The 25,285-nt window shown below is 47.3% G+C and carries 23 protein-coding genes; 12 read left to right on the forward strand and 11 right to left on the reverse strand.

Features of this window, described 5'->3' with window-relative positions; all coding sequences use genetic code 11:
• Window positions 1-28 precede the first annotated feature (28 nt).
• The 5 genes from L5L98_RS09135 to L5L98_RS09155 form a co-directional block, all read right to left on the reverse strand.
• Window positions 29-823 (reverse strand): substrate-binding periplasmic protein, encoded by a 795-nt coding sequence (locus tag L5L98_RS09135; RefSeq protein ID WP_263140189.1) that lies wholly within the window; start codon window positions 821-823, stop codon window positions 29-31.
• A gap of 247 nt (window positions 824-1,070) precedes the next feature.
• Complete coding sequence (locus L5L98_RS09140) at window positions 1,071-2,273, reverse strand: metallophosphoesterase (protein WP_263140191.1); 1,203 nt, start codon at window positions 2,271-2,273, stop codon at window positions 1,071-1,073.
• A 309-nt stretch (window positions 2,274-2,582) separates the two neighbouring features.
• Window positions 2,583-3,053 (reverse strand): nuclear transport factor 2 family protein, encoded by a 471-nt coding sequence (locus tag L5L98_RS09145; RefSeq protein WP_263140194.1) that lies wholly within the window; start codon window positions 3,051-3,053, stop codon window positions 2,583-2,585.
• A gap of 2 nt (window positions 3,054-3,055) precedes the next feature.
• On the reverse strand, window positions 3,056-3,748 hold the full coding sequence (locus L5L98_RS09150) for a DsbA family protein (protein ID WP_263140196.1): 693 nt from the start codon (window positions 3,746-3,748) through the stop codon (window positions 3,056-3,058).
• Window positions 3,749-3,967: 219 nt separating this feature from the next.
• Entirely contained in the window at window positions 3,968-4,891 is a 924-nt protein-coding gene (locus L5L98_RS09155; protein ID WP_263140198.1) for an MBL fold metallo-hydrolase, read from the reverse strand.
• 288 nt (window positions 4,892-5,179) lie between these two features.
• On the opposite strand from L5L98_RS09155, the gene L5L98_RS09160 reads away from it, so the two are divergent.
• Window positions 5,180-6,121, forward strand: coding sequence for a LysR family transcriptional regulator (locus tag L5L98_RS09160; RefSeq protein ID WP_263140200.1), 942 nt, complete (start codon window positions 5,180-5,182; stop codon window positions 6,119-6,121).
• 138 nt (window positions 6,122-6,259) lie between these two features.
• Here L5L98_RS09160 and ettA read toward each other — a convergent pair whose 3' ends face one another.
• Complete coding sequence (gene ettA, locus L5L98_RS09165; RefSeq protein ID WP_263140202.1) at window positions 6,260-7,927, reverse strand: energy-dependent translational throttle protein EttA; 1,668 nt, start codon at window positions 7,925-7,927, stop codon at window positions 6,260-6,262.
• A gap of 189 nt (window positions 7,928-8,116) precedes the next feature.
• Between ettA and glyA the strand changes: the two genes are divergently transcribed.
• The 9 genes from glyA to L5L98_RS09210 all read left to right on the forward strand — a co-directional run bounded on the left by glyA (window position 8,117) and on the right by L5L98_RS09210 (window position 15,844).
• Entirely contained in the window at window positions 8,117-9,370 is a 1,254-nt protein-coding gene (gene glyA, locus L5L98_RS09170) for a serine hydroxymethyltransferase (RefSeq protein WP_263140204.1), read from the forward strand.
• Window positions 9,371-9,574: 204 nt separating this feature from the next.
• Complete coding sequence (gene nrdR / locus L5L98_RS09175; protein WP_006082643.1) at window positions 9,575-10,024, forward strand: transcriptional regulator NrdR; 450 nt, start codon at window positions 9,575-9,577, stop codon at window positions 10,022-10,024.
• 109 nt (window positions 10,025-10,133) lie between these two features.
• Window positions 10,134-11,312, forward strand: coding sequence for a bifunctional diaminohydroxyphosphoribosylaminopyrimidine deaminase/5-amino-6-(5-phosphoribosylamino)uracil reductase RibD (gene ribD / locus L5L98_RS09180; RefSeq protein ID WP_263140207.1), 1,179 nt, complete (start codon window positions 10,134-10,136; stop codon window positions 11,310-11,312).
• 105 nt (window positions 11,313-11,417) lie between these two features.
• Window positions 11,418-12,074 carry a riboflavin synthase gene (locus L5L98_RS09185; protein ID WP_263140209.1) on the forward strand — a complete coding sequence of 219 codons (657 nt, stop codon included), beginning with the start codon at window positions 11,418-11,420 and terminating at the stop codon, window positions 12,072-12,074.
• Between the two features lie 95 nt (window positions 12,075-12,169).
• Window positions 12,170-13,273 carry a bifunctional 3,4-dihydroxy-2-butanone-4-phosphate synthase/GTP cyclohydrolase II gene (gene ribBA, locus L5L98_RS09190; RefSeq protein ID WP_028761388.1) on the forward strand — a complete coding sequence of 368 codons (1,104 nt, stop codon included), beginning with the start codon at window positions 12,170-12,172 and terminating at the stop codon, window positions 13,271-13,273.
• Window positions 13,274-13,403: 130 nt separating this feature from the next.
• Window positions 13,404-13,883: a 6,7-dimethyl-8-ribityllumazine synthase gene (ribE, locus tag L5L98_RS09195; protein ID WP_006082639.1), complete on the forward strand. Its 480-nt coding sequence runs from the start codon at window positions 13,404-13,406 to the stop codon at window positions 13,881-13,883.
• 11 nt (window positions 13,884-13,894) lie between these two features.
• Window positions 13,895-14,299 (forward strand): transcription antitermination factor NusB, encoded by a 405-nt coding sequence (nusB, locus tag L5L98_RS09200; RefSeq protein ID WP_006082638.1) that lies wholly within the window; start codon window positions 13,895-13,897, stop codon window positions 14,297-14,299.
• Window positions 14,300-14,377: 78 nt separating this feature from the next.
• Window positions 14,378-15,334 carry a thiamine-phosphate kinase gene (thiL, locus tag L5L98_RS09205; RefSeq protein ID WP_049821775.1) on the forward strand — a complete coding sequence of 319 codons (957 nt, stop codon included), beginning with the start codon at window positions 14,378-14,380 and terminating at the stop codon, window positions 15,332-15,334.
• Between the two features lie 15 nt (window positions 15,335-15,349).
• Window positions 15,350-15,844 carry a phosphatidylglycerophosphatase A gene (locus L5L98_RS09210; RefSeq protein ID WP_263140216.1) on the forward strand — a complete coding sequence of 165 codons (495 nt, stop codon included), beginning with the start codon at window positions 15,350-15,352 and terminating at the stop codon, window positions 15,842-15,844.
• 153 nt (window positions 15,845-15,997) lie between these two features.
• Here L5L98_RS09210 and recN read toward each other — a convergent pair whose 3' ends face one another.
• A complete protein-coding gene (recN, locus tag L5L98_RS09215; protein ID WP_263140219.1) occupies window positions 15,998-17,656 on the reverse strand; it encodes a DNA repair protein RecN in 1,659 nt (552 codons plus the stop codon).
• A 128-nt stretch (window positions 17,657-17,784) separates the two neighbouring features.
• Window positions 17,785-18,747 carry an AEC family transporter gene (locus L5L98_RS09220; protein WP_263140222.1) on the reverse strand — a complete coding sequence of 321 codons (963 nt, stop codon included), beginning with the start codon at window positions 18,745-18,747 and terminating at the stop codon, window positions 17,785-17,787.
• A gap of 299 nt (window positions 18,748-19,046) precedes the next feature.
• Between L5L98_RS09220 and L5L98_RS09225 the strand changes: the two genes are divergently transcribed.
• On the forward strand, window positions 19,047-19,946 hold the full coding sequence (locus L5L98_RS09225; protein ID WP_263140224.1) for a LysR family transcriptional regulator: 900 nt from the start codon (window positions 19,047-19,049) through the stop codon (window positions 19,944-19,946).
• A gap of 36 nt (window positions 19,947-19,982) precedes the next feature.
• Here L5L98_RS09225 and L5L98_RS09230 read toward each other — a convergent pair whose 3' ends face one another.
• The 3 genes from L5L98_RS09230 to barA form a co-directional block, all read right to left on the reverse strand.
• On the reverse strand, window positions 19,983-20,216 hold the full coding sequence (locus L5L98_RS09230) for a DUF3319 domain-containing protein (protein WP_131523583.1): 234 nt from the start codon (window positions 20,214-20,216) through the stop codon (window positions 19,983-19,985).
• 142 nt (window positions 20,217-20,358) lie between these two features.
• Window positions 20,359-20,958 (reverse strand): YjaG family protein, encoded by a 600-nt coding sequence (locus tag L5L98_RS09235; protein ID WP_028761381.1) that lies wholly within the window; start codon window positions 20,956-20,958, stop codon window positions 20,359-20,361.
• The gene (gene barA, locus L5L98_RS09240; RefSeq protein ID WP_263140230.1) at window positions 20,933-23,734 is read right to left on the reverse strand and encodes a two-component sensor histidine kinase BarA; all 2,802 of its coding nucleotides are present in this window, start codon (window positions 23,732-23,734) and stop codon (window positions 20,933-20,935) included. The genes L5L98_RS09235 and barA overlap by 26 nt, the downstream gene beginning before the upstream one ends.
• A gap of 100 nt (window positions 23,735-23,834) precedes the next feature.
• On the opposite strand from barA, the gene rlmD reads away from it, so the two are divergent.
• The gene (rlmD, locus tag L5L98_RS09245) at window positions 23,835-25,187 is read left to right on the forward strand and encodes a 23S rRNA (uracil(1939)-C(5))-methyltransferase RlmD (protein ID WP_263140231.1); all 1,353 of its coding nucleotides are present in this window, start codon (window positions 23,835-23,837) and stop codon (window positions 25,185-25,187) included.
• Window positions 25,188-25,285: the final 98 nt, after the last annotated feature.

Here is a 25,285-nt window from a genome sequence, read left to right on the forward strand (position 1 = left end):
CTATTGCTTTTTAAAAGCTGGACGGACTTTAGGGATGGACTTCAGTTCGCGTTTTTTCAATCGGCGCTTGAGTCGTTTCAACCTGAGGATATTGGCTTAAAATTGCCGCTAATCGTCCATCGCGTCGCATACTCTCTAAACCTTGATTAAAATCTGTCACTAACTGCGGATGATCCGCCATAGCCAAAGAGATCCCTAAATGAAATACCTCAGTCGCTATGGGTTGGCCGACTTGCTCAAAGGCCCCCTCATATTCACTTGGTCCTTTTTTAATTAAATACCTCGCTAAGTTATGGCCAATCAAGACTAAGTCAATACGCTTTAAAAACAGCTTTTTGAGATTCATCTCATCCGAATTTCCTTCCTCTGTGGTAAGCCCAGCGGCGAAGATTTCTGGTGGATTAGCGTAACCGCGACCTATACCGATAGTGAAAGGTTTAAGATCTGAAAGTTGACTGAAACTCAGCGGTGAATCTTTACGTTTATAAAACACAATTTGTACGGGTTGGATAGGTGCGGAATATTGGGCCCATTGCTCGCGCTCTTTACGATACCAGAGCCCAATGATGCCATCAGCTTGGCCAGTTTTAACGAGTAAAGCCGCGCGGGCGAAGGGATAAAACTTGAGACTGGCAGTGTAACCTTGACGTTTAAAAGCTTCTTTGACGACTTGCGCAACGCCGCTCTGTTCAGGTAAAGCATCGGCATAAAAAGGAGGATAGTTAGTGGCGACTAAATGGAGTTCTCGCCCCGCAAATGCTGGGGGATAGAAGCTGAATAGAAACAAGCAAAAGCTAGATAATCTGAGTAATTTCTTCCCCATTTCTACTCCAGCAGTGAGGTGAGTCGCACTTGGCTTGAGTATAGTCAGAGTTAATTAAAACAGGCGAACTTATGGATATTAAGATGAGCGTATATTGAGAGCCATACGATTGAGTGTTATGCCGATTGAGTACCATGGTGGGCGTCCATTTTACCTTTACTTATTTATACATTCGCGCCCTAACTTATTCATGCATTAAGGCGCTAGCTCATGCACGTATTGGGGCAAAAGATATTAGTGAGGCAGGTTATAGCGAAACCTGCTCACCCTGATACAAACCTCGGCGGAGTTTGCCGGCGTCGATAAGTAACAGCTCACCGGATTTACCATTCTTAATGCTGCTATCTATCGCAATGATTTTATTATGATAAAGCCCAAGAACTTGTTCCTGCGATGTGTGCCCTACGACGATATGATCGACCTTGAAATAGCTCAGTATGCTATCGATATCTGACTCTTTCAGTTCATCTTTAAAGTAGCCACGATACCAAGTTGGACCATTGGTAAAAAACAAAAAGTTGAGTAAATCGTCTTGCTTCAAATCGGCTTTTTTATCATCTAAATGCTGCCGAAATAATTGGTTAGCATCGCTGATATTTAATTTACGCTCGACCCATTCAGGGCTGATGCCGCCGTGCATAAACAAGATATTATTGATTTTGACTAAGGTATGTTTGCTGCGAAGCCATTGGCCTATTTCGGTGTCTTTGTTGTAGAGCGCATCGTAGCTGCGTTTGAGTAAATCTGCCGAGACTTGGTAGCGTTCGTTGACGTAGCGTAAGTCGCCGCGAAACACCATTTGCTCGTGATTGCCCATGAGTAGATGTAAGCGTCCGCCCGCAACTTGGGCTTCTTGGTCTAAGGAATATAAAAACCACAATACTTCATTGACTTGATGACCACGGTCAAACATGTCGCCCGTCATCACCATATGGCCGTCACCAAAGGCCCAGTGGTTATCTTTGTCGATAATCTGATGGGCTTTTAGCAAGTTAATCATTACATCAAACTGGCCGTGTACATCGCTAAGGGCGACAATTTTGCTGATATGGGTGAAGGTGTCTGGCTCAACCGTGACAGCCTGTGTATGAAGGTGCGGTTGGGGTAATTCACCGCAATTGGCAGGGCGAGTTAACTGCGCCTTCGCAATCCTTGTTTGTTTTAGCTCACTCTGGCAAATCCAATAGGCTGTGTTTTTTTGAGCATCATCTAAAAACACATAAGGGCCATCGGTGACGCTGTTTTCTTGAATTTTTAGCTCTAGCTCGGCTTCACTTGCATTGGCCGCTAATGAGGTCAACGCCAGTGAGGTAAAGGGGAGTGCGGTGACAAGCCATAACAGGGGCGTGAATTTTCTCTGTTGCTTGAGTATCCATTGGCTGGCTCGGCTAAGTCGCGTCATAGATAGCGTGATTGGGTGAGCCCCGACTGGCATCGAATTGATTTGCATTAGACCGCATCCTTGTTCTTGTTTTAGTTATTCATTTTTTCATTTTAGACACTTGAGTTGATGAGTCTTAGAACGTGCAGCTTGACGAATTCAATTTCAAGCGCTTAATCCAAACGCTTAATCGCAAGTGCCTAATCTTAAGTACTTAATGTCAAGTGCTCAACCTATTGAAAACACTAAATCATACGGATAAGGCTTAACATCGGCAAGTCGTGGGGCGGGCTAAATTAAACTTGCCCGCCTCGTGATTCAGTTATTCCATCATTGCATGTCTATAAGTGCATGACTGTCGTTACATGGTATTGGCAGTTACATGGCATTGACGACGGTATGACTATCGACAAACTGCTCGAAACTGACGATTTTGCTGCTGTGTATCTTCCATAAATGGGCGACTCGGGCGCTAAAATACTTGCCCGTTTTGACATAAGTACCTGAATAAGTGCCGAAGGCAAAAACCTTATCGCCTTGGGCGACATAGTCTTCGATATCGACGCGATAGTTATCCCATTCTTTTTCGAGGCGGGCGAACACATTGGCGGCTATCGCGCTAAAACCTATGTAAGTGCCCGCATAGGGAAAACCTACCGCCTCTGTCCAGCGTGCGTCATTTGCCAGTGCATGCTCAAGATTTTTGGCATTTTCGGCAGAGCTGTGTCCTGCGTAAGTACTTTTGACAAGTGCAAGATTCGCATCAGTTTGCCTTGCTGTTTCGATAAGATTTAACTGAGAAGGCTCACTCACTAAAGAGCTTGTTGGAACACTATTAAGCGTTGGCATGATTACGACTCAAACTGTGCTTCAAGATGGCTTAACCACTGGGCGGGTTGGCCATAAAAGCGGTTGATATTAATGGCGGTGATGTTGCCGTTATTATCCTCTATAGCCATCGAAGGGAAACCTTGGGCACCTATCAGATTCAGTAATGCTCTGGATTCAACAATATGCTCATATAGCTTGTCTTCACCTTGGGCATAATGTTGCGCAAAGCTCATAGGGTCGAGCCCAAGTTCAGCGGCTAACCTTGCGAGATTACCTTCATCACTGGCGCTGTGACCATCACGGTAATGGGCCAGTTGTACTGAGTGTAGATAGGCCAAACTGTCGCCACCCATAGCATCGACTGCGAGCATGGCTTTAATAGGAGGCGCCGAGTCGAGTACGATAGTGGTATCGCGCAGCAGACCATCAAAATAGTTTTCCCCAAAAGGTTGTCCGGTTAGCTCGGCAATACGCAGATCGTGGGGCATAACATAGTCGCGCCAGTTAGCATCGATTTGTTTGCGTCTTGGGCCTGTGAGCATTCCGCCGCCGTGGAGCTTAATGGTAAAGCCTGCTTTTGCGGCGGCATCGAGTAAAGGCGCTGCGGCATAACACCAACCACATAAAGGGTCGATAATGGCGTGCAGAGTGCGCTCTTTGGCCGTTGCTGTGCTGCTGGTTGTGCTAGTTGGATGAGTTGTTGGCTGAGTCATAGTGTTAAACCTTTTGGCTTAAGTTCGTCGCTACATTAGCGACTTAAGCCCTTTGAGATTATTGATTAAAATAGTTAGATTGGTACCGTTATTTAGGTGCAGTCATTTAGCTAAAAAATGGCACGCAATCGCTCACGTGCCTGTCTTTAACTATTTGCACTTAACTATCTTTTACACCTAACTAGCTGTACCTAATCGCCTAGATAGATATGGCTGGGCTTACATAGGCCAGGTCATTTCGCCCATGTAAACTTTGGCGCTGATCTCAAGCCCTGCATCGGCTGGCATTTGTGGGTATAGCGCCAGCATCTTTTGGATTAATTCGGCTGAATCTTTCGAGGCTTTTGCCGCGATTTCAAAGGCTTTTACATATTCACGGGTAAAACCGATGGCGTGGGTATTAAATCGCGCTTCGCCTAAATAGTGCCCTGGGATCACTGTGGTCGGCAGCAGTTTTTCCATTGCATCTAAATGGGTTAACCATTCCTGACGCTCAGAGGCAGTTTGAGTGTCAGCCATCCAAACATGCGTGTTATCAAATACTTCTACGCCACCTGTAATGGTTTTTGCCGATGGCACCCACAGGAAAGTGTGTTTAGGGTGTTTATCATTAAAACCTTTGATAATCACTTGCTCACCGTCGATAGTAAAAGTGTCACTGTGAATCGCCTTAGGTAACACTAATTCGCTTGGCGCATTATCTTTTAAAATCGGCCCCCAGTAGGTGAGTTTGCCTTCCATTGAGGCTTTAATAGCATCGACAGTGGTTTGAGTCGCGACGATTTGTGCATCGGGGAAATTCTTTTTAATCACGGCTAAGCCGAAATAGAAATCAGGATCGCTATGGCTGATATACACCTGAGTCAGCTTTTTACCGCTAGCCTTAATGGTGTCGACCAATGTTTGGGCATCGTTATTTTGAAATTGCGCATCGACTAACATCATTTCGTGTTCGCCGCTGATAAAGCTCGATGACACGGCAAAGATGCTGTTTTCGCCCGGATTAAAATGGCTCACTTGCAATGGCGCTGCATTGACCGCGCTAAGCCCTGCCAGCAACAAGGTGGCAGCTAGGCTTATTTTAGACGAGGCCTTTAATGTGGCATTAACTGTGTTACGTATTGCATAGGTCGATGTGTTCATTTGGGGCTCACTTATAGTCACAGGGTGAAAGAGTAAAAGGTTCGATTTAGCATTCATTGATTTGCAGCTGCTGCAAAAAGTGAGTTAAGTATAGGTTGCAATAATCAATAGATAAATGCGAGTATCTGCCCATGTTTGTTGCATTAATCGGACGAATAGCCGTATGTACTCTTAGTTATTATTCATGTGGTGACGTGAGTATGTGAGTGAACCTTCGAGTGATTTGAAAGTGAGTGATTAAACGTTATTGATTGAACGTTATTGATTTAACGCGAGTGGAGATAAATCATGGATAGACTCGAAGCGGCTAAGGTGTTTGTGACTATTGTTGAGCGCGGCAGCATGATCAGCGCCGCCAATGCCTTAGATATGTCGCGTTCTATGGTGACCCGTTACTTGAGCGAAATGGAAGAATGGTCTGGTGCTAGGTTGTTGCATCGCTCGACGCGTAGCCTCAGCTTAACGCCCGCGGGTGAGCAAGTGCTGGACTATTGCCATCGATTGCTCGAACTGGCTAACGAAGTACCTGCGGTAAGCCATGCCGCTGTGGCGATTCCGCGGGGCTTGTTGCGTATTAGTTGCTCCCAGTTTTTGGCGCATCAGATTTTAGCGCCCGTGGTACAGCAATATTTAGCCAGTTATTCGCAGGCGAGCGTGAATTTCCACGTGAGCAGCCAAACCGTCGATTTAGTCGCCGAGCGGATTGATCTGGCTATTCGCATCACCAATGAACTCGATCCCAATCTTATCGCTAGGCGCTTAGGGGAGTGTGAGTCTGTGGTATGCGCCGCACCGAGTTATCTTGCCGCGCGCGCCGCCGTGCTGCATCCCGAGGATTTAACTCAGCATAACTGTTTAACCTATTCATATTTTGGCGATGTGATGTGGCGCTTTTATAAAACCGATGTAGGTGCGAAACAGGCTCAAGCGCTGAACTCCGATCCTACGTTAAACCAAGGCCAGGCGTTTAATGTGCCTGTGAATGGGAATTTTAGCGCCAATGATTCCATGGTAGTGCTCAATGCCACGCTGGCTGGTGAGGGAATTGCTATGCAGCCTGTTTGGGCGGCGAAACCCTATTTAGACTCGGGTCAGCTAGTGCCTTTATTAACTGAGTTTAAACCTCAGTCCCTCGGTGTGTATGGCGTGTATCAATCCCGCAAACATATGCAGCCTGCACTCAGGGTGATGATGGACATGCTGGTGGCCTACTTTGCCAGCTTGAATTGAAATAGTGTTAGTTTGAAATAGCACCTTTGAAATAGTGCCAAAGTCTACAGCACTCATAGCGTAATTGGATGCCATAAAAAAGGAGCTTAACCCTTTCGAGTTAAACTCCTCAGATTTACACTTGCCTAGATTCTAGATTTACTTAATCATCCGCTTGTATTTCAAGCGGTGTGGCTCAACCACATCGGCGCCATAGGTGTTCTTCAACCATGCCGAGTATTCTGTGTAGTTACCTTCGTAGAAGTTCACTTGACCTTCGTCGCGATAATCCAGAATGTGGGTCGCGATACGGTCGAGGAACCAACGGTCATGCGAAATCACCATAGCGCAACCTGGGAATTCCAGAATCGCTTCTTCCAGTGCGCGCAGGGTTTCAACGTCTAAGTCGTTGGTGGGTTCGTCGAGTAATAAGACGTTACCGCCCGCTTGCAGCAGTTTGGCTAAATGCACGCGGTTACGCTCACCGCCCGACAGAGTGCCGATGATTTTTTGCTGATCGCCACCACGGAAGTTGAAGCGGCCCACATAGGCGCGGCTCGGGATTTCCATGTTGTTGATACGCATGATGTCTTGACCACCGGAGATTTCTTCCCAAATGGTGTTCTTATCATTCATCGAATCGCGGAACTGCTCAACCGAGGCCAGTTGCACAGTTTCACCTAGCTCAATACTGCCGCTGTCTGGTTTTTCTGCGCCGGATAACATGCGGAACAGGGTCGATTTACCCGCGCCGTTGGCACCGATAATGCCGACGATAGCGCCCTTAGGTACTGAGAACGACAAGTTGTCGATCAAAACGCGGTCACCGTAAGACTTGGTCAGGTTATTCACTTCAATAACCTTGTCGCCTAAACGTGGTCCGGGCGGAATAAACAGCTCGTTGGTTTCGTTACGTTTTTGGTAATCGTTAGTGTTCAGTTCTTCAAAGCGCGCCATACGGGCCTTGCCTTTAGACTGACGGCCTTTGGCGCCTTGACGTACCCATTCCAATTCTTTGGCAATGGTTTTTTGACGAGCGCTTTCGGTGGCTGATTCTTGCTTCAGACGGGCATCTTTCTGCTCAAGCCATGAAGAATAGTTACCTTCCCACGGAATACCTTCACCGCGGTCGAGTTCTAAAATCCAGCCAGCGGCATTGTCGAGGAAGTAACGGTCATGGGTAATCGCGACCACAGTACCGGCATATTCCTGCAAGAAGTGCTCAAGCCAAGCCACAGATTCAGCATCCAAGTGGTTGGTGGGTTCGTCCAGTAACAGCATTTCTGGCTTTTCAAGCAGCAAACGACATATCGCCACGCGGCGACGTTCACCACCGGATAATACTTCGATTTTTTCATCCCAATCAGGCAGACGCAGGGCGTTGGCGGCGCGCTCAAGGACGTACTCTAAGTTATGGGCATCTTGGGCTTGAATAATGGCTTCTAGTTCGCCTTGCTCTTTCGCAAGGGCGTCGAAATCGGCGTCCGGCTCGGCGTAGGCCGCGTAAACGGCATCGAGGCGAGTTAGGGCATTTTTTGCCTCTGCAACCGCTTCTTCAATCGCTTCACGCACGGTTTGATTCGGATCGAGTTTAGGTTCCTGCGGCAGGTAACCGATTTTCAATCCCGGCATTGGGCGCGCTTCACCTTCAATTTCGGTGTCAATACCCGCCATAATGCGCAGTAGCGTCGACTTACCTGAACCGTTGAGGCCGAGTACGCCAATTTTGGCGCCGGGGAAAAAGCTTAAAGAAATATCTTTAAGGATCTGCTTCTTAGGCGGAACAATTTTACCCACCCGCAGCATGCTGTAAACAAACTGAGCCATTTTTCTCTATCTTAAGTGACTAATGATGCGGCTAATTCTACTCGATTGCGCGCCGAACTCAACTCGACAATGAGCCAAGTTCAAGCACTATCTGCAGGAATTTCATGTTTCAAATACTGGGATTGTGACCGCGTTCCGAGTAGAATACCGCGCAACCCTACCTATAAGAATTGGCAGCTGGAGTAAGCAATGCTGAAAAAAGATATGAATATCGCAGATTATGATCCGGAACTGTTTAACGCAATTCAGAATGAAACTCTGCGTCAAGAAGAGCATATTGAGCTGATTGCTTCTGAAAACTACACCAGTCCACGCGTGATGGAAGCGCAAGGTTCACAGTTAACCAATAAGTACGCTGAAGGCTATCCAGGCAAGCGTTACTACGGTGGTTGTGAGTATGTGGACGTAGTTGAAACCTTAGCGATTGAACGTGCTAAACAACTGTTTGGCGCAACTTACGCTAACGTACAACCTCATTCAGGTTCACAGGCAAACAGCGCGGTTTACATGGCATTGTTAAAACCTGGCGATACCGTACTGGGCATGAACTTAGCTCATGGTGGTCACTTGACCCACGGTTCTCCCGTTAACTTCTCTGGCAAACTGTACAACATCATTCCTTACGGTATCGACGAGTCTGGCAAAATCGACTACGACGAGATGGAGCGTATTGCCTTAGAACACAAGCCTAAGATGATGATCGGCGGTTTCTCTGCCTATTCAGGTATCGTTGATTGGGCAAAAATGCGTGAAATCGCAGACAAAATCGGTGCTTATTTATTTGTCGATATGGCACACGTTGCCGGTCTTATTGCTGCGGGCGTTTATCCAAACCCAGTACCACACGCGCATGTTGTGACATCTACGACCCACAAAACCTTAGCGGGTCCTCGTGGTGGCGTGATCCTATCTGCTGCTGACGATGAAGACTTGTACAAAAAGTTGAATTCTGCGGTATTCCCAGGCGGTCAAGGTGGCCCATTGATGCACGTTATCGCCGGTAAAGCGGTGGCGTTCAAAGAAGCCCTAGAGCCAGAATTTAAAGTGTACCAACAGCAAGTGGTTAACAACGCTAAAGCTATGGTTGAAGTGTTCCTTGAGCGCGGTTACAAAATCGTCTCTGGCGGAACCAGCAACCACTTAATGCTAGTTGACCTGATTGGTCGTGACTTAACGGGTAAAGAAGCCGATGCCGCCTTAGGTAGCGCTAACATTACCGTGAACAAAAACTCAGTGCCAAACGACCCACGTTCACCCTTTGTGACCTCAGGTGTGCGTATCGGTACGCCAGCCATTACGCGCCGCGGCTTTAAAGAAGCGGAATCGAAAGAGCTGACTGGCTGGATTTGTGACATCCTTGATGATGCAAGTAATCCTGTAGTGATTGAGCGTGTTAAGGGCCAAGTACTGGCACTGTGTGCACGTTTCCCTGTTTACGGTTAATCTGTAAATAGTCTCCTTTTTGTGGTGCTGAGCCTAACAAGCATCAGGTGGTTAACCTCAGCCCATAAATAGGATAAAATCCCATGGCCGCATTAAGCGGCCATTTTTATTGGTAAAATCTTAGGCTTAAATCCATAGCGTTTGACTGAGATTTAACAGGTAAACCTATTAACGCTTTACGACCATTCACTGGCAGGAGGCTCAATGCATTGTCCATTTTGTAGCGCGACAGATACTAAAGTCATCGATTCCCGATTAGTGGCAGAAGGCCACCAAGTGCGCCGTCGCCGAGAATGCACCGAATGTCATGAAAGATTTACCACCTTCGAAGGCGCCGAATTAGTCATGCCTAGGGTGATTAAGCGCGATGGTTCACGCCAACCCTTCGATGAAGAAAAACTCCAAGGTGGCATGTTGCGCGCCGTTGAAAAACGTCCCGTATCTATGGATGAAATCGAGCAAGCACTCAGCAAAATCAAGTCTACTCTGCGCGCCACTGGCGAGCGGGAAGTGCCGTCAGAAATGGTGGGTAACTTAATGATGGAGCAATTGATGAGCCTCGATAAAGTCGCCTACATACGTTTCGCTTCTGTGTACCGTGCCTTCGAAGACGTGTCTGAATTTGGCGAAGCCATCGCCAAACTGCAAAAGTAGTTATTCAGCTTTTGTCGCCTAAAAAGGCAGGCGTGCAGTTGCTAACAGCATGAAAAGAAAGATTTTATAAGACTGGTGAAAGCCGAAACCTTTAACAACAGGGTTGAACATGAGCTTGAACATAAGTTGGTCCGTACTCGATACCCAAATGATGAGCCGCGCGATTCAATTGGCGCGCAAAGGCTTTTACACCACGAGACCCAATCCCAGTGTGGGCTGCGTTATCGTTAACGATAACCAAATCATCGGTGAAGGTTATCATCAAAAAGCGGGTGAGCCCCACGCCGAAGTGCACGCACTACGTATGGCTGGTGAACATGCCCGTGGCGCAACCGCCTATGTCACCCTAGAGCCCTGCAGTCATTATGGCCGCACGCCGCCCTGCGCCTTGGCGCTGATCAATATTGGCGTTAAGCGTGTGGTGGTGGCGGTTGAAGATCCTAATCCGCAAGTGGCTGGGCGCGGTATTAAAATGCTGCGCGACGCCGGTATTGAAGTGGATGTGGGATTACACCGTGATGAAGCCTATGCCTTGAATTTAGGCTTTATGAAGCGTATGGAATCAGGTTTACCTAGAGTCACTGTAAAATTAGCCGCGAGTCTCGATGGTAAAACTGCGCTGTCTAACGGTGTGTCTAAATGGATAACCGGTCCAGAATCTCGCCGCGACGTGCAGCGATTACGTTTACGTTCCTGCGCTTTGGTCACTGGGATTGAAACCATATTGGCGGACGATCCCTCACTCAATGTGCGTTATCAGGAACTTGGCAGCTTAAAAGACAGTGTAACCGAGGCGCAATTACTACAGCCATTAAGAGTCATACTCGACAGTCGCGCCCGTTTGCCGTTATCGGCCGCCTGCTTGACTATCGTATCGCCCATACTCTTGGTCTCGACCGTGGCTTATCCCGCAGACTTTCAAGCACAATTGCCCTCCCATGTGAGTTGCCTCGTGTTACCTGCAATTGCAGGTCGCGTCTCATTGCCTGAACTATTAAGCTATTTAGGCCAAAGTTGTAATCACGTGCTGGTGGAAGCGGGTGCAACCTTAGCGGGCGCATTTTTAGCGCAGGGTCTGGCCGATGAGTTAGTGCTGTACCAAGCGATGAAAATCCTCGGCGGGCAAGGGCGTAATCTGCTGCAGCTACCCGATTATCAAACCATGGCGCAAATTCCTGCATTAATGTTGGTCGATGAGCGCAAATTAGGGCCAGATACCCGTTTAATCTTGAGCGTTAAGCCTGATACCTCTTTATCTAAATCGAATTGGAGCAAGATAACCGTTTAACCTTGAGCGTTATGCTTGATACTTCTTCATTTAATTAGGGCAAGATAACCGTTAAACCTTGAGTCTTATGCCTTATTACTTCTTTATCGAATAAGTGAGTTAACCATGTTTACTGGGATTATTGAAGCTGTTGGCACCCTGCGAAAGCTTGAACGCAAGGGCGATGATATTCGTTTGACCGTGGCGAGCGGCAAACTGGATTTAAACGATGTGCGTTTAGGCGACAGCATTGCCACTAACGGTGTGTGCTTAACGGTTGTGCAGCAATTAGCCGACGGTTATGTGGCTGATATCTCTGCCGAAACAGTGAGTCTAACCGGCTTTGCTCACTACAAAGTGGGTACTAAGGTGAATCTTGAAAAAGCCGTCACCCCAACCACACGTTTAGGCGGCCACATGGTCAGTGGCCATGTAGACGGTATTGCAACGGTTGAGCAACGCTTAGTGCGTGGTCAAGCTATCGAGTTTTGGCTAGCCGCACCCGCAGAGCTTGGGCGTTACATTGCCCATAAAGGTTCCATCACCATTGATGGCGTGAGTTTGACGGTTAACGAAGTGGACGGCAGTCGATTCCGCTTGACCATAGTGCCGCATACCGCGGGGGAAACCACGTTAATCGACCTGCAAGCGGGCGATAAGGTGAATATCGAAGTGGATTTAATCGCCCGTTATCTTGAACGCTTGATGAATTATGATGGCAAAGACAGCAAGAGCGGCGGTGTCACCATGGAAATGTTAGCCCGTGCCGGCTTTGTGCGTTAGTGCACAGGAGCAGATTATTTAACTTAAGCTTATCGGCAGCTTAGGTTATTTAGGTATAGAATTTCATAATAACAGCAAAATCAGAAGGTCCTACAATGGCGCTGCACAGTATAGAAGAGATCATCGAAGATATTCGTCAAGGCAAAATGGTTATTTTGATGGATGACGAAGACAGAGAAAACGAAGGTGATTTGATCATGGCGGCCGAAATGGTCACGCCAGAAGCGATTAACTTTATGGCGAAATATGGCCGTGGGCTCATTTGCCAGACCATGACTAAAGCCCGTTGCCAGCAGTTAAACCTACCCTTAATGGTGACGAATAATAACGCCCAGTTCTCGACTAACTTTACGGTTTCTATTGAAGCAGCCGAAGGTGTGACTACCGGTATTTCGGCCCACGATCGCGCTGTAACGGTGAAAGCGGCTGTGGCTAAAGAGGCTAAAGCGTCTGATTTAGTGCAACCTGGGCATATCTTCCCGCTAATGGCACAGGATGGCGGCGTATTAACCCGCGCAGGCCACACTGAAGCAGGCTGTGATTTAGCCCGTCTTGCGGGACTTGAGCCATCGGGCGTTATCGTTGAGATTTTGAACGAAGACGGCACTATGGCACGTCGCCCAGATTTGGAGATTTTCTCCGAGTTGCATGGCATCAAAATCGGCACTATCGCGGCTTTAATCGAGTATCGCAATACCAAAGAAACCACGGTTGTGCGCGAAGCTAAATGCAAATTACCAACCCGTTTCGGTGAGTTCGATATGGTGACTTTTAGAGACACTATCGACAATCAATTGCACTTTGCCTTAGTCAAAGGTGAGGTGAAAGAAGATTGTTTGGTGCGCGTGCATTTGCAAAATACCTTCAACGATTTACTCCACTCAGAGCGCGATCAGCAACGCAGCTGGCCACTCGAAAAGGCGATGGAGCGTATTTCTGCAGAAGGTGGCGTATTGGTTTTACTCGGGAATCAAGAACATCCCTGTGAAATTCTCTCTAAGGTGAAAGCCTTTGAAGCTGAAGATCAAGGCCAAGCGCCTGCTTCTGCAAAATGGCAGGGGACGTCGCGCCGTGTGGGTGTGGGTTCGCAAATCCTCGCTAGCCTTGGCGTGACTAAGATGCGCCTGCTCAGCTCGCCTAAACGCTACCATTCACTTTCAGGCTTTGGCCTTGAAGTGACTGAGTATGTGGCGGACTGAAACCCAAAGTTACACTGAAGTAAAATTAACAATTTCTGATAATTTGCATAGGGCTCTGGGCAATTGGCTGTGATATCATGTCGCCACTTTTCGCCCCGAGCTGGGTGCTTTAGCTAAATTAGGTAAGATAATGAACGTAGTTCAAGGTAATATCGAAGCGAAAAATGCCAAAGTTGCGATTGTAATTTCGCGTTTCAACAGCTTTTTAGTTGAGAGCTTGCTTGAAGGTGCACTTGACACGCTGAAACGTTTTGGCCAAGTCAGCGACGACAATATCACTGTTGTCCGTGTACCAGGTGCGGTTGAGTTGCCGCTAGCTGCGCGTCGCGTAGCTGCCAGTGGTAAATTCGACGGTATTATCGCATTAGGTGCGGTGATCCGTGGTGGTACTCCTCATTTTGATTTTGTTGCAGGCGAATGTAATAAAGGTCTAGCTCAAGTTGCTTTAGAATTTGATCTGCCTGTTGCTTTCGGTGTTTTGACCACTGATACCATTGAACAAGCGATTGAACGTTCAGGTACCAAAGCGGGTAACAAAGGCGGCGAAGCTGCTTTAAGCCTGCTTGAAATGGTCAATGTTCTGCAAGAACTTGAACAACAGTTGTTATAGTAGGAAAAATAATGAAGCCTTCTGAGCGCCGCAAGGCCCGCCGTTTAGCCGTTCAAGCCATCTATTCATGGCAACTAAGCGGGAATAATATTGCCGATGTCGAGCATGAGTTTTTAACTGAACAAAGTCTCGACGGTGTTGATGTAGCTTATTTTCGTGAGCTATTTTCAGGCGTTGCAACGAAGAAAACCCAATTGGATGAGCTGATCATCCCGCATCTGGAACGCCCGATTGATGAAGTGTCTCCAGTAGAGAAAGCCATAGTTCGTTTAGCGACCTATGAGCTTACTTTCCGTAAAGATGTGCCATACAAGGTCGCGATTAACGAAGCGATTGAGTTGGCAAAAGCTTTCGGTGCGGACGAGAGTCATAAGTTTGTGAACGGACTGCTCGACAAACTGGTTGCACGCAAGTAATAAAGACAAACGGTATCTTAGGATACCGTTTTTCATTGCTAACAAAGGTGGCCGATGTAAGTCGTGCCAAACTGTACAGTGAAAGAATTCCAATTAATTGAATGTTATTTTAGCAACCGCGGCCCCACTCGCCGTGATGTGAAGCTTGGCATCGGTGACGATTGCGCTTTAGTGCAACCTGCAGAAAACAAGTCGATCGCTATCTCCTGTGACACCTTAGTTGAAAATGTCCATTTCTTCCCCGATATGCCTCCTGCTGCCTTAGGTTACAAAGCCTTAGCGGTAAATTTATCTGATCTGGCTGCCATGGGCGCTGAACCCGCGTGGATGACGCTTGCCTTAACGCTACCCGAAGTCGATGAGACTTGGCTAAGTGGCTTTAGTGAAGGTTTATTTGAAGCGGCCGATTACTATGGCATCGCCTTAATTGGCGGCGATACGACTCGTGGTCCACGGGCGATTAGCATCACTGTGCACGGCCAAGTCCCACAGGGTAAGGCACTCACGCGTCATGGTGCTAAAGCCGGTGATTGGATTTATGTCACGGGCACGCTCGGAGATTCGGCTTTAGGTCTGGATATCATTCGCGGCGCGCAACAGGCTAGAGCCGAGCATAAAGAATTCCTGATCAATCGCCATTATCGTCCAACACCAAGAGTTTTAGCGGGCCAAGCTTTGCGTTCGCTTGCCTCCAGTGCAATCGACCTTTCCGACGGGTTTATCTCGGATATCGGTCATGTGCTTAAGGCTTCGGCAGTCGGTGCTGTGGTGGACGTTAATTGCATCCCGCTTTCACGCGCGATGCAAGATACCGTCAGCGAGGAGCATGCCTTAGGTTATGCGCTGACGGGGGGCGAAGATTATGAACTGCTGTTCACCGTTCCTGAGGCGCAAAAAGGTGCGCTTGAGACAGCGTTGAGCCATGCAGGAGCAAAGTTTGTTCGCGTTGGACAAATTTGTGCAGGCAGTAAGCTCAAGTTGCAACTTAATGGTGAGCCGTTTACACCGCCGTATCACGGTTTCGAGCACTTTTAAGCGAAGAGCATGTTAATGAAATGGTTGTCAAAGGATCAGGTGCTAACGCGCCTGTCATTAAAAAATCCTGTCCACTTTTTGGCACTCGGTTTTGGTAGCGGACTCGCCGCTAAAGCGCCTGGTACTTTCGGTACCTTAGCAGCCATTCCCCTCTATTTATTGATGGCGCCATTACCGCTCACTTGGTATATCGGCTTAACCTTATTGAGCGCATTTGCGGGATTTTATATCTGCGGTAAAGCCGCTCAAGATATGGGGGTACACGATCACGGTGCGATTGTGTGGGATGAAGTGGTTGGGCTACTGATCACTATGATAGCGGCACCAGCAGGTTGGGGTTGGTTGTTAGTCGGCTTTGGTCTATTTCGCTTTTTCGACATCATCAAACCTTGGCCTATTCGATGGCTCGATGCCAAAGTTCATGGTGGCTTTGGCATTATGATTGACGATGTGTTAGCGGGCGTGTTTTCATTTATTTGTCTGCAAGGGCTAGTCTGGTGTGTTAGCTAACATTATCGTTAACCTAACATGATAGTTAACCCGACATGTTCGTTAGCATCTCCATCAACTAACCCTTAGTTTTTGATATGGCCCCTTAGCTTGTGATCTAGAGTGTGTAGATTCAAGCGTTTAGCTACCTCATTCGTTATCTAAACCATACTACTATTGCAGCAGTTCCCTTGCGTTCGCGAGGGTATTGCTGGTGATAGTATCGCCACCTAACAGTCTTGCAAGCTCTTGGATACGCTGCTCACGATCGAGCGATTTCATTGTGGTCTCAGTACTGCCTGCCTTATTAAATTTATCGACGAACATGTGTTGATGACCATTGCCCGCAACTTGCGGCAAGTGAGTCACGCACAGTACTTGGGTCGATTCCCCTAAGCTGCGTAACATGCGGCCCACCACTGCTGCGGTGGGGCCGGAAATCCCGACATCCACCTCATCGAAAATTAATGTCGGTGTGGCAACTTTCTTCGCGGTAATCACTTGGATCCCTAGCCCTATCCGTGAGAGCTCACCGCCAGACGCGACTTTCGAAATCGGTTGCAAAGGTTGGCCAGGGTTAGTGGTTACCATAAATTCGATATTGTCACTGCCATTGGCTGACATTTGCTCGGGGTGGAAATTGACTTCGATCGTAAATTTACCCTTAGGCATATTCAGTTCGTGGATTGACTGAGTCACCAGTTTGTCGAGTTCTTTAGCATAGCGGGCACGGCTTTGGCTGAGCTTTTGCGCATAGCTAAGATAAGCGGCTCTACTTGTCTCGACTTGAATCTGAATTTCTTCAAGTTTACTTTCATCACTGTCTAAGGTGCTTAGCTCAGCCTTTAATGCTAAATGATGCTCGGCCAGTTTATTCGGGCTAACATGATGCTTACGCGCCAGTTGCATGGCTTTTGATAGCCGTTCTTCTAAATAGGCAAAGTGGGTTGGATCGAGTTCAAGTTTACTCAAATAGTGCTGTAATTCGCCTGCACTTTCTTGCACTTGGATTAAGGCATCATTGAGCATAGTGTTGATATTGCTTAATGCGGGATCGTAGCTTTGCAGATCTTCGGCGAGGGAAACGACTCGGTTGAGTAGCGACTCTATATTGTTCTCTTCGCCCTCTGTGAGTATATCTAAGCTCGCCTGACAGGTATCAATCAACTCAGTGCCATTAGCCAGACGTTTGTGCTCTTGCTCAATCTCATCGAACTCATCAACTTTAAGATCAAACTCATCGAGTTCTTCTACTTGATATTGCACTAATTGCTTACGGGCAATACGTTCATGCTGGGAGGCTTCGAGTTGTTTTAGATCGGCCTCAATTTGCTTGCAGCGTTGAAAGCTAGCGGCAACCGTATCTATAAGCAATCTGTGGTTGGCATAACTGTCGAGCAGGGTGAGTTGATGTTCACTTTTTAACATTGCATGGTGCGCATGTTGACCGTGAATACCGATAAGCAACTGACCCAGTAATTTTAGCTGCGTCAGCGGCACTGGATTCCCATTGATGTAGGCGCGTGAACGGCCATCGCTACCAATAGTCCGACGTAGAATGCACTCATCATCGAGTTCAAGATCGTTATCTTCTAACCAACGTTTCGCCAGTGGAATATCATCCAAGGAAAAGCGGGCGCTGACCTCGGTTTTATTGGCTCCGGGACGAACACTGCTGGCATCGGCGCGATTGCCTAGGCATAGGCCTAGCGCATCGATGGCAATCGATTTACCCGCACCGGTTTCACCTGTGATGCTGGTCATACCGGGGCGAAAATCCAGTTCTAAAAAACGGACGATAGCGAAGTTATTAATGCTGAGTTGGCAAAGCATAGTGAATTCCTGTCGAAAAACATACCAAACCACTGTATTGATAAACAGTATATACTGATTTTATATACAGTAAAGTGGCTTGGGTGAAAAATCGACATTATCGACAGTAAATATTTTTAATTAACTGATTATGCATAGGTTCTTACTAAGCTTTCTAAGATAGGTAAACTGAAGAAAGTGACTAAGGTGCCAAATAGAATGCCTTGAGCACTGGTTGAAGCCTGAGTGTTATAACGCTGGGCGAGTAAGTACACGCTAGCCGCGGTGGGCAGTGCGCTCAAGATCACGCCCATGATCAGGTAGTCACCACTTACTCCAAAACGGTTAAGCATAAAGTAGACGAGTGCCGGTTGGATAGCCAGCTTGAAGAGGTTGATAAGGCTCAGTTCGATAAAATTCTTGGGGCTAAATACGCTGCTATCTTTCTGGTAGCGCATCGCTTTGGCGAGTACCATGCCGATAGCAAATAGGGCGCAGGGGCTTGAGGTATTGCCTATTTGCTGGATCATTAGCGCCAGCCCAGAGGGCAGTTTTATCTCTAGCGCTGAAATGCCGACGCCAATCAAGCTACCAATAACGATAGGGTTTTTACCGACCGCCATCATAATTATGACTAAGGCGTGGTGTTGTCTTTGGGTGTTAGTGGCCAGTTCCATCGAGACTAAGGCGACGGCAAACATCAGCACGGATAATAAGCTGGCAATCGCGGCGGCAACTAAGGCACTTTGCTGCTGCGGGAATAAGATGATAAGCAGTGGAATACCAATAAATGCCGTATTACCAAAGGTGGCATTGAGGGCTCGAATGGCGGCAACCGCATGCTGTTTAGGGTTAGCAAGCAGCGAGAGCCCAAGGCAGACAAGATAAGTAATCACCATAGCCGTGCTGTAGCCCGCAATGAATCCCCATTGCAAAATTTCATCAATCGGCTGCTGGGCGAGGGCGATAAGCATGATCGCAGGGAACGCAATATAGTACACATACTGGTTTAGCACTTGATCCGTATTGACGGGCAAGAGTTTTAATTTTTGCACTAGTGTGCCGAGCAACATGATCCCGAAGACGGCAAACAGAGGGGTTAAAATGGTCATTTCCCTCACTCATCCTTACGATTAAATTTGAATAAACTCAGCCACCACCGTTATTTCTACTATCACTATGATTTTGGGTGGGCGCTTGCCTTTTTTATGTCACGTTAGAACCAGAACTAGCGCCAGCGCAGTAAAACTCGCCACAAAATAACATATCATTTCAGTCTAAGGCTATTGCGCTATGGTCGTATAAGTGGATTAATTGATGTTTAAAACACAATGACTTAGCGTACGCTGTGATTGTTGATGACTTTATATAGTGCCTAAAGTGGGCAGCTAGAACAGAATTAGGACATGCAATGAGTGATGATTTAAGCGCTGAACTACAACTTGTCTATCTTTTTGTGCATTTAGTCAATGCGGGCAGTTTTTCGCAGGCGGCGAAAGAGCTCGATATGCCCATCGCCACTGTGAGCCGCAAGTTAGCGAAGTTGGAAGAGAAGCTCGATAAACAGCTTTTTATGCGCAGCACCCGCAAGTTGCGACTGACAGAGGAAGGGCTGGCGCTCTTTCAACGCTACCAGAGTGTGGTTGCTCAATTTGATGAACTAAGTGGTTTAGGCAGTGATAAACCCGAGGGAACCTTACGCATCGCCGCGCCGATTTCGATTATTTCCATCGTGTTTATTCAAGCATTGAATGAGTTTGGCCGTTTGTATCCTGATATCCGTTTGCACATTTCCCAGAGTAATGAGTTAGTAGATTTGATCGACAAAGGCATAGATGTGGCGATTGTTGGCGGAGCTCAGCCTGATTCTTCTTGGGTGTCGAGTACCTTAGGCGAGCTCGACTATTGCCTGTTTGCCACACCAGAATATTTGGCTCAGGCACCTAAACTTGTGCATCCCGATGATCTTGAAGCCCATCAACTGATAAAAGTCTGGCCGCTGTTTAATTGGCATTTAAAGCATCCAAGCGGCGAGTCTTTTTATTTTAATGGCCCGACTAAGCTCACCCTCACGGACTTACACGGAGCGATTCAGGCGACCTTAGGCCATGGCGGGATCTTGTATGGTCCTGAACTGTTTGTAAAACAGCAGATTAAAGAAGGGAAACTTAAAGTATTACTGCCGGAATGGATTGGCGAGCAGAGGCGGATTTCGATTTTATATCATCAGCGCAGCCAGCAGCCGCTAAAGGTAAGAGTCTTTATTGAGTTTATGCAGTCAAAGGCGCCAGAGTTATTCTCTATGCGTTGATTTAACCGAGTTATTCTTTAATAAGGGAACTGATTTTTAGCGTCTTTTAGGTTTTACGGTGTTTTTGCTCATGGTGTTTTGCGTTTGTTTTGCGTCTTGCAGGCTGGAGCGTGTCGCGGGCAGTATGCCGAGTTCTAAGAAGTATCCCACTAAACGCCGTAGTTCAAATAAAGAACCGATACGCTGTTGATCTTTGATGGTCAGTTTCCAACTGTCGGTGCGTCCTTCGCTATTGGTTAAGATAAATCCTTGATAAACAATCTTTCTCATTGGAATAACTCAATCTTTATTGATGCTATTTATAGCAACTGGATATCTTTGACGGGATTCGTTGGTGAGGGTGTAAAACGATGATCCCTTTCTTATTCTGCATGGATAATAGGTGCTTGAGTAACCCCAAGCACCTCATCAGTTAAGCTACGCTGATACCGATATTTGATACGCCAGCTTCGATAATGTCTTTGCGTAAACCTTTGACCAGTTCTGCGGTGATCTTCGGATTTTCTTCAATAATTTCCAGCAGAGAATTTTGTAATTCTTTCTCTTCCTCCATGACTTCATGGGCGAAAACGAAATCATCTAATGCTTCATCCACCAAATCGACATCGCTGATCGCTTCGATGTAGTTAGCCACTGTGCTGGATGATAATTTGCTGATATTGACTATATCTTCTTCAATTTTGCCTTGGATCGCACCCAGTAAGGTCGATATGGCGACCACTGCATCCATAGCAGGATAGACGCCATAGGCTTCAAAATCAGCAGGATCTGGGGTGTTATCTTCCAAGCGTTGCAGATGCACATCGACATTGAATTTGAGCTTGGAGTCGTACTGGGATTGCCACAATAGTTCTAATGCGGTACTCAACACAGTAGGATCGCCAAACTCACAGACTTCGGAAAACAGTTGATAGTTGGGCAACATACGTTGGCAAAGTGCAGTGGCAAAGAGTTGTTTTTGTGGCAGTGTTAACGCCTTGAGACGTTTAAAGAAGCCCGTTTTTTTGGTCATCTGTTATTTCCGCTGATAGCTGTGATATCACTTGATTTGCCGCAGATTCTACCTTAGTTAACTCATCAAGTAACTCTAGTATTTCGGGTTCGAGATCTTCAACCGATGTTTCACGTTTTAGTGCCGATTCAATTTCTTGGCATAACCTTTGTGTGGTGGGCACGCCGCAGTAGCAGCTCGCACCATGCAGCTTATGGATAGTACTGAGCATGACTGGGTGATCGTTTTGACTTAGCGCCGTTTGAATCGTCGCCACGGTTTGCGGTAATGAGTCGAGCAACATTCTGAGCATATCTAAGGCGAGATCGGCCTTGTGATTGGCTTGGGTTAAGCATAAATCCCAGTTCAGCGTATGCAGGTCAAAATGGGTGAACTTAGGTCGAGTGATCCAGCGATGAATAATATCTTTGAGTGCCGCTTCATCAATAGGTTTAGGCAAATATCCGTCCATACCACTGCCTAAAATCAGTTCGCGTTCTTCGGCAATGGCATGGGCTGTCACGGCAATTATCGGCGTGTTGCGGTTCATCGAGCCTTGGCGAATTTGCTTCGTGGCGCTAATTCCATCTGTGCCAGGCATTTGGATATCCATAAAGATCAAGTCGAAGGTGCGAGTCTTCGCCTGTTTAACTGCTTCATCACCGCTGTTGACGGCAACCACAGTCGTCACTAATTCGCTGAGTAAAGTATCAATCAGTTTTAAGTTGGCAAAGTTATCATCTACCGCTAGCACGGTTAAGGATTGGCGAGCTACCGGTGTGGATATTGTCGCAGGGGCTATGATGTCGTACTCCATCGGTGGATAGAGTAAGTTGCGCGCAAGCTGATGCTCACTGACTGGCAGAGACAACACCACATCGGCATTCGGGCGAATAAATTGGGTTAAGGCATCCTGTTCTTGGCAATCGTATAGCACTATAAGGCAATCTGTTTTGGTCTTCGCCAAGTTTAGTGTACTCACCAGTTGTTTTGAATCGCTAAACCCATGGCAACTCAGGAGAACATAGTCGTATGGCGCTTCAGCCGTGGTGAGCGTAGTCAACAAGCTTGGTATATGCTGATGATGGGTGACTTTTGTATCCCATTGATTCAATTGGCGGCTTAATACTGCGTGGGTGAGTACCCGCGGTTCGTAAAATAGTATGGTTTTGTCTTTGAGTTTTTCGAGCGGCAGTGAGTCACCGATTTGGAATTGACCTAAGCCGAGCGGCAAACTGAACCAGAAGTTTGAGCCTTTTTCTGGGGATGAAGTAAAGCCGATTTGGCCGCCCATTTGATTCACTAAACGCTTAGTGATCACTAAACCTAAGCCGGTGCCACCAAAGCGGCGCGAAATCGACGAATCGGCTTGGCCAAAGGCTTGGAATAAAAAGTCCTGCTGGCTTTCATCTATACCAATACCAGTGTCGACCACATCACAGCGCAGTACTACTTGTTCATCCGACTGGCTCTGCAGTTCGATTTTGACCATCACGCTGCCAGAGTCAGTGAATTTAATCGCGTTACCAACCAAGTTATTGATGATTTGGCATACGCGCATGGCATCGCCATTGACATTGTCGGGCACGTTGGGGGCGATATCGACGACGAGTTCTAGGCCTTTGGCCTGGGCGCTGCCCGAGATTAAGGTAATAGTATCGCTTATGGTTTCCCTAAGGCCGAAGGGCATGTTTTCTAACACCATTTTACCGGCTTCGAGTTTAGAAAAATCGAGAATGTCGTTGATGATACCCAGCAGGTTAGTGGCGCTGCGTTCTATGGTCTTGATGTAATCGACTTGGCTCGAATGCAATGGTGTTTTGACTAATTGCCGCGCAAAACCGATAACACCATTGAGTGGCGTACGTAACTCGTGGGACATATTCGCTAAGAATTCAGATTTAATTCGGCTGGCTTCTAGGGCGCGTTTTTTAGCTAAATCCAGCTCGACGTTTTGGATTTCAATCTGCTCTAAGGTTTCCCGCAGATCCGACGTCGCTTGGTCGATATTTTGCTGCATCTCATCATGGTATTCCGATAGCGACCCCGCCATGGCATTGATGCCGCGTTTGAGTAAGTCCAGCTCACCAATCAAGTTGCCATCTAAGCGGGCGTCTAATTTACCTTCACGGATTTTAGCGACGACGCGCACCATTTCAGTAATGGGCTGAGTGACGTTTTTCACCAGCCGGAAAGTAAATAGCAGGTTTAACTGCACGCCGATCAACACGATAATAAAGGCGGCGACTGCGGCTCTATGTTGCTCTAACAAGGCGCGTTCTTTATTGATTATTATCGAGATATAACCTAAAAGATGACCATCATCTGTCTGGATATCGTAATTAGCGGGAGCAGCAATGGGGCCTGTGGCAAAAATGGGCGTCCGTAAAATAAGGCTGTCGTCCACATGTTCAATTTCGGTTTTATGCAGCGTGTTGAGGGCTTCTTTGTAGCGCATAATCTCAAAGTCTTTGTGATAGTGGGAGGTCACAAAGAGTTGATTATTGGCATCGAAAATCGCGATGGATTTTACTAAGGTGGATTTGTTGAGCTGCGCCGCCGCGAGTAAGCGTTTGGTCGCCTCGCGATCATTGGCCACTAAACCGATTTCACTGGCAATCGACAGCGGCTCGATAATATTGCTGCCCTGTTCGACGAGCGTATCTTCGAGCTCATAAAAACGGTTTATGGTAAAGTAGCTGCCCAGAAGGATACCGACCAAGATTGTTGGCGCGAGCGCCAGTACAAGAACCCAAGAACGTAGGCTGTATTTGGTCATGTTGTTGACTGGGTTCATAGCAGCGGCGGTGTTTCCTGTGACAGAGACTAAGATAATTTTATAAGACTGCCAGAAAGAGGGCGGTCTTTGCCAGTATTTTATTGATTTAGAGGCCGAAATGGCGCAATTTTTTAAAGCAAAACCAAATAGTTCCAAACAGTTGTCGGCTAAGTTATCGCTGAGCGTGGATCAGCTCGATCACTTAGGGGCAGGTATAGCACAACATCAAGGTAAAGTCGTGTTTATCCCCGGCGCACTGCCCGATGAAACCGTGACGGTACAGCTCACCGATCAAAAGAAAAATTATGCCCGCGCCAAGTTAATTAAAGTCGATACACCTAGCTCTGAGCGCGTCGAGCCCGAGTGTCCACACTACCATACCTGCGGCGGCTGCGACTTACAGCATATGTCATTATCGGGTCAGCGTGAGCATAAAGAAGCCGCGTTGCTGGATATTATGGCTAAGTTTGCTGGTACTGAAGGCGGTGCTTTATCCCCTGCACTCACGGGGGAAGGTTGGCATTATCGTCGCCGCGCCCGTCTTGCTACTTTATTTGATAAAAATACCAAGCACTTAAGTTTAGGCTTTCGCGCCGCTAGTAGCAGTAATGTGGTACCAATCAGTCAATGTCTGGTGTTAGCTAAGCCGTTATCGGACTTGATCGTCCCCTTTGCTAAGTTGCTGAACCAATTGTCAGCTAAAGCCAGCTTAGGCCATCTTGAGTTGATTGCCGCCGATAATGGTCACTTCGCTGTGCTGCGTATCACTAAGGCGCTAAACGATAAAGATCTCGCTAAGCTGTCAGCCTTTGCTGAGCAGCATCAGATCCATATTTGTCTGCAGGATAATGAAGGCCAATTCCAAGGCGTTGGCGCTGAGTTAGTGTTACCGGTTTATCAGCTGTTAGATGACAAAGCTGAGTCGGATGCGGTGAGTTTAAGTTTCACCCCAGGTAACTTTGTGCAAGTGAATGGACAAATTAACAAGGCCATGGTCGCTCAAGCGATGGATTGGTTAGCGCCAGCGCCAGATGAGCGCATTTTGGATTTGTTCTGCGGCATGGGCAATTTCAGTTTGCCCTTAGCGAAAATGGGCGCTGATGTGATTGGCGTCGAAGGGGTTGCCGAGATGGTGACTCAGGCACGGGTGAACGCGAAAGCTAACAATCTGGATAAACTGACCTTTTACCACGGCGATTTAAGTGCGGATTTATCCCTTGAGCCTTGGATGGGCAAGATTGATAAATTACTGCTCGATCCCGCCCGTGCGGGGGCATTTGAAAGCTTGCAATGGCTTAAGAAGATGAAGCCACGCAAAGTCGTGTATGTATCTTGTAATCCTGCGAGCTTGGCCCGCGATAGCGCAGTACTGTTAGAGCGCGGTTACCGATTACAGCAATTGGGACTTATCGACATGTTCCCACAAACACACCATATAGAAGCCATGGCACTGTTTGAATTAACCAAGTAATTTGCGCTGGCAAAGTAAGCAAAGCGTTTGAATAACGTAAAAAATGTGATTATTACGTCGGTTGGGTTTGACAAGTTCGCGCCAATGCTGAAGATAGG

Origin of the sequence: Shewanella sp. SM23, from assembly GCF_025654295.1 — a bacterium.
Lineage (GTDB): Bacteria > Pseudomonadota > Gammaproteobacteria > Enterobacterales > Shewanellaceae > Shewanella > Shewanella oncorhynchi.

Excerpts from the sequence above, each read along its gene's own strand:
- ribBA (WP_028761388.1), top strand. The coding sequence starts at position 12,170 with ATGGCGCTGCACAGTATAGAAGAGATCATCGAAGATATTCGTCAAGGC.
- L5L98_RS09140 (WP_263140191.1), bottom strand. The coding sequence starts at position 2,273 with ATGCAAATCAATTCGATGCCAGTCGGGGCTCACCCAATCACGCTATCT.
- nrdR (WP_006082643.1), top strand. The coding sequence starts at position 9,575 with ATGCATTGTCCATTTTGTAGCGCGACAGATACTAAAGTCATCGATTCC.
- ettA (WP_263140202.1), bottom strand. The coding sequence starts at position 7,927 with ATGGCTCAGTTTGTTTACAGCATGCTGCGGGTGGGTAAAATTGTTCCG.
- rlmD (WP_263140231.1), top strand. The coding sequence starts at position 23,835 with ATGGCGCAATTTTTTAAAGCAAAACCAAATAGTTCCAAACAGTTGTCG.
- ribD (WP_263140207.1), top strand. The coding sequence starts at position 10,134 with ATGAGCTTGAACATAAGTTGGTCCGTACTCGATACCCAAATGATGAGC.
- L5L98_RS09150 (WP_263140196.1), bottom strand. The coding sequence starts at position 3,748 with ATGACTCAGCCAACAACTCATCCAACTAGCACAACCAGCAGCACAGCA.
- L5L98_RS09185 (WP_263140209.1), top strand. The coding sequence starts at position 11,418 with ATGTTTACTGGGATTATTGAAGCTGTTGGCACCCTGCGAAAGCTTGAA.
- L5L98_RS09225 (WP_263140224.1), top strand. The coding sequence starts at position 19,047 with ATGAGTGATGATTTAAGCGCTGAACTACAACTTGTCTATCTTTTTGTG.
- L5L98_RS09235 (WP_028761381.1), bottom strand. The coding sequence starts at position 20,958 with ATGACCAAAAAAACGGGCTTCTTTAAACGTCTCAAGGCGTTAACACTG.
- L5L98_RS09135 (WP_263140189.1), bottom strand. The coding sequence starts at position 823 with ATGGGGAAGAAATTACTCAGATTATCTAGCTTTTGCTTGTTTCTATTC.
- L5L98_RS09160 (WP_263140200.1), top strand. The coding sequence starts at position 5,180 with ATGGATAGACTCGAAGCGGCTAAGGTGTTTGTGACTATTGTTGAGCGC.
- barA (WP_263140230.1), bottom strand. The coding sequence starts at position 23,734 with ATGAACCCAGTCAACAACATGACCAAATACAGCCTACGTTCTTGGGTT.
- L5L98_RS09155 (WP_263140198.1), bottom strand. The coding sequence starts at position 4,891 with ATGAACACATCGACCTATGCAATACGTAACACAGTTAATGCCACATTA.
- L5L98_RS09210 (WP_263140216.1), top strand. The coding sequence starts at position 15,350 with ATGAAATGGTTGTCAAAGGATCAGGTGCTAACGCGCCTGTCATTAAAA.
- L5L98_RS09145 (WP_263140194.1), bottom strand. The coding sequence starts at position 3,053 with ATGCCAACGCTTAATAGTGTTCCAACAAGCTCTTTAGTGAGTGAGCCT.
- ribE (WP_006082639.1), top strand. The coding sequence starts at position 13,404 with ATGAACGTAGTTCAAGGTAATATCGAAGCGAAAAATGCCAAAGTTGCG.
- L5L98_RS09220 (WP_263140222.1), bottom strand. The coding sequence starts at position 18,747 with ATGACCATTTTAACCCCTCTGTTTGCCGTCTTCGGGATCATGTTGCTC.
- glyA (WP_263140204.1), top strand. The coding sequence starts at position 8,117 with ATGCTGAAAAAAGATATGAATATCGCAGATTATGATCCGGAACTGTTT.
- recN (WP_263140219.1), bottom strand. The coding sequence starts at position 17,656 with ATGCTTTGCCAACTCAGCATTAATAACTTCGCTATCGTCCGTTTTTTA.
- L5L98_RS09230 (WP_131523583.1), bottom strand. The coding sequence starts at position 20,216 with ATGAGAAAGATTGTTTATCAAGGATTTATCTTAACCAATAGCGAAGGA.
- nusB (WP_006082638.1), top strand. The coding sequence starts at position 13,895 with ATGAAGCCTTCTGAGCGCCGCAAGGCCCGCCGTTTAGCCGTTCAAGCC.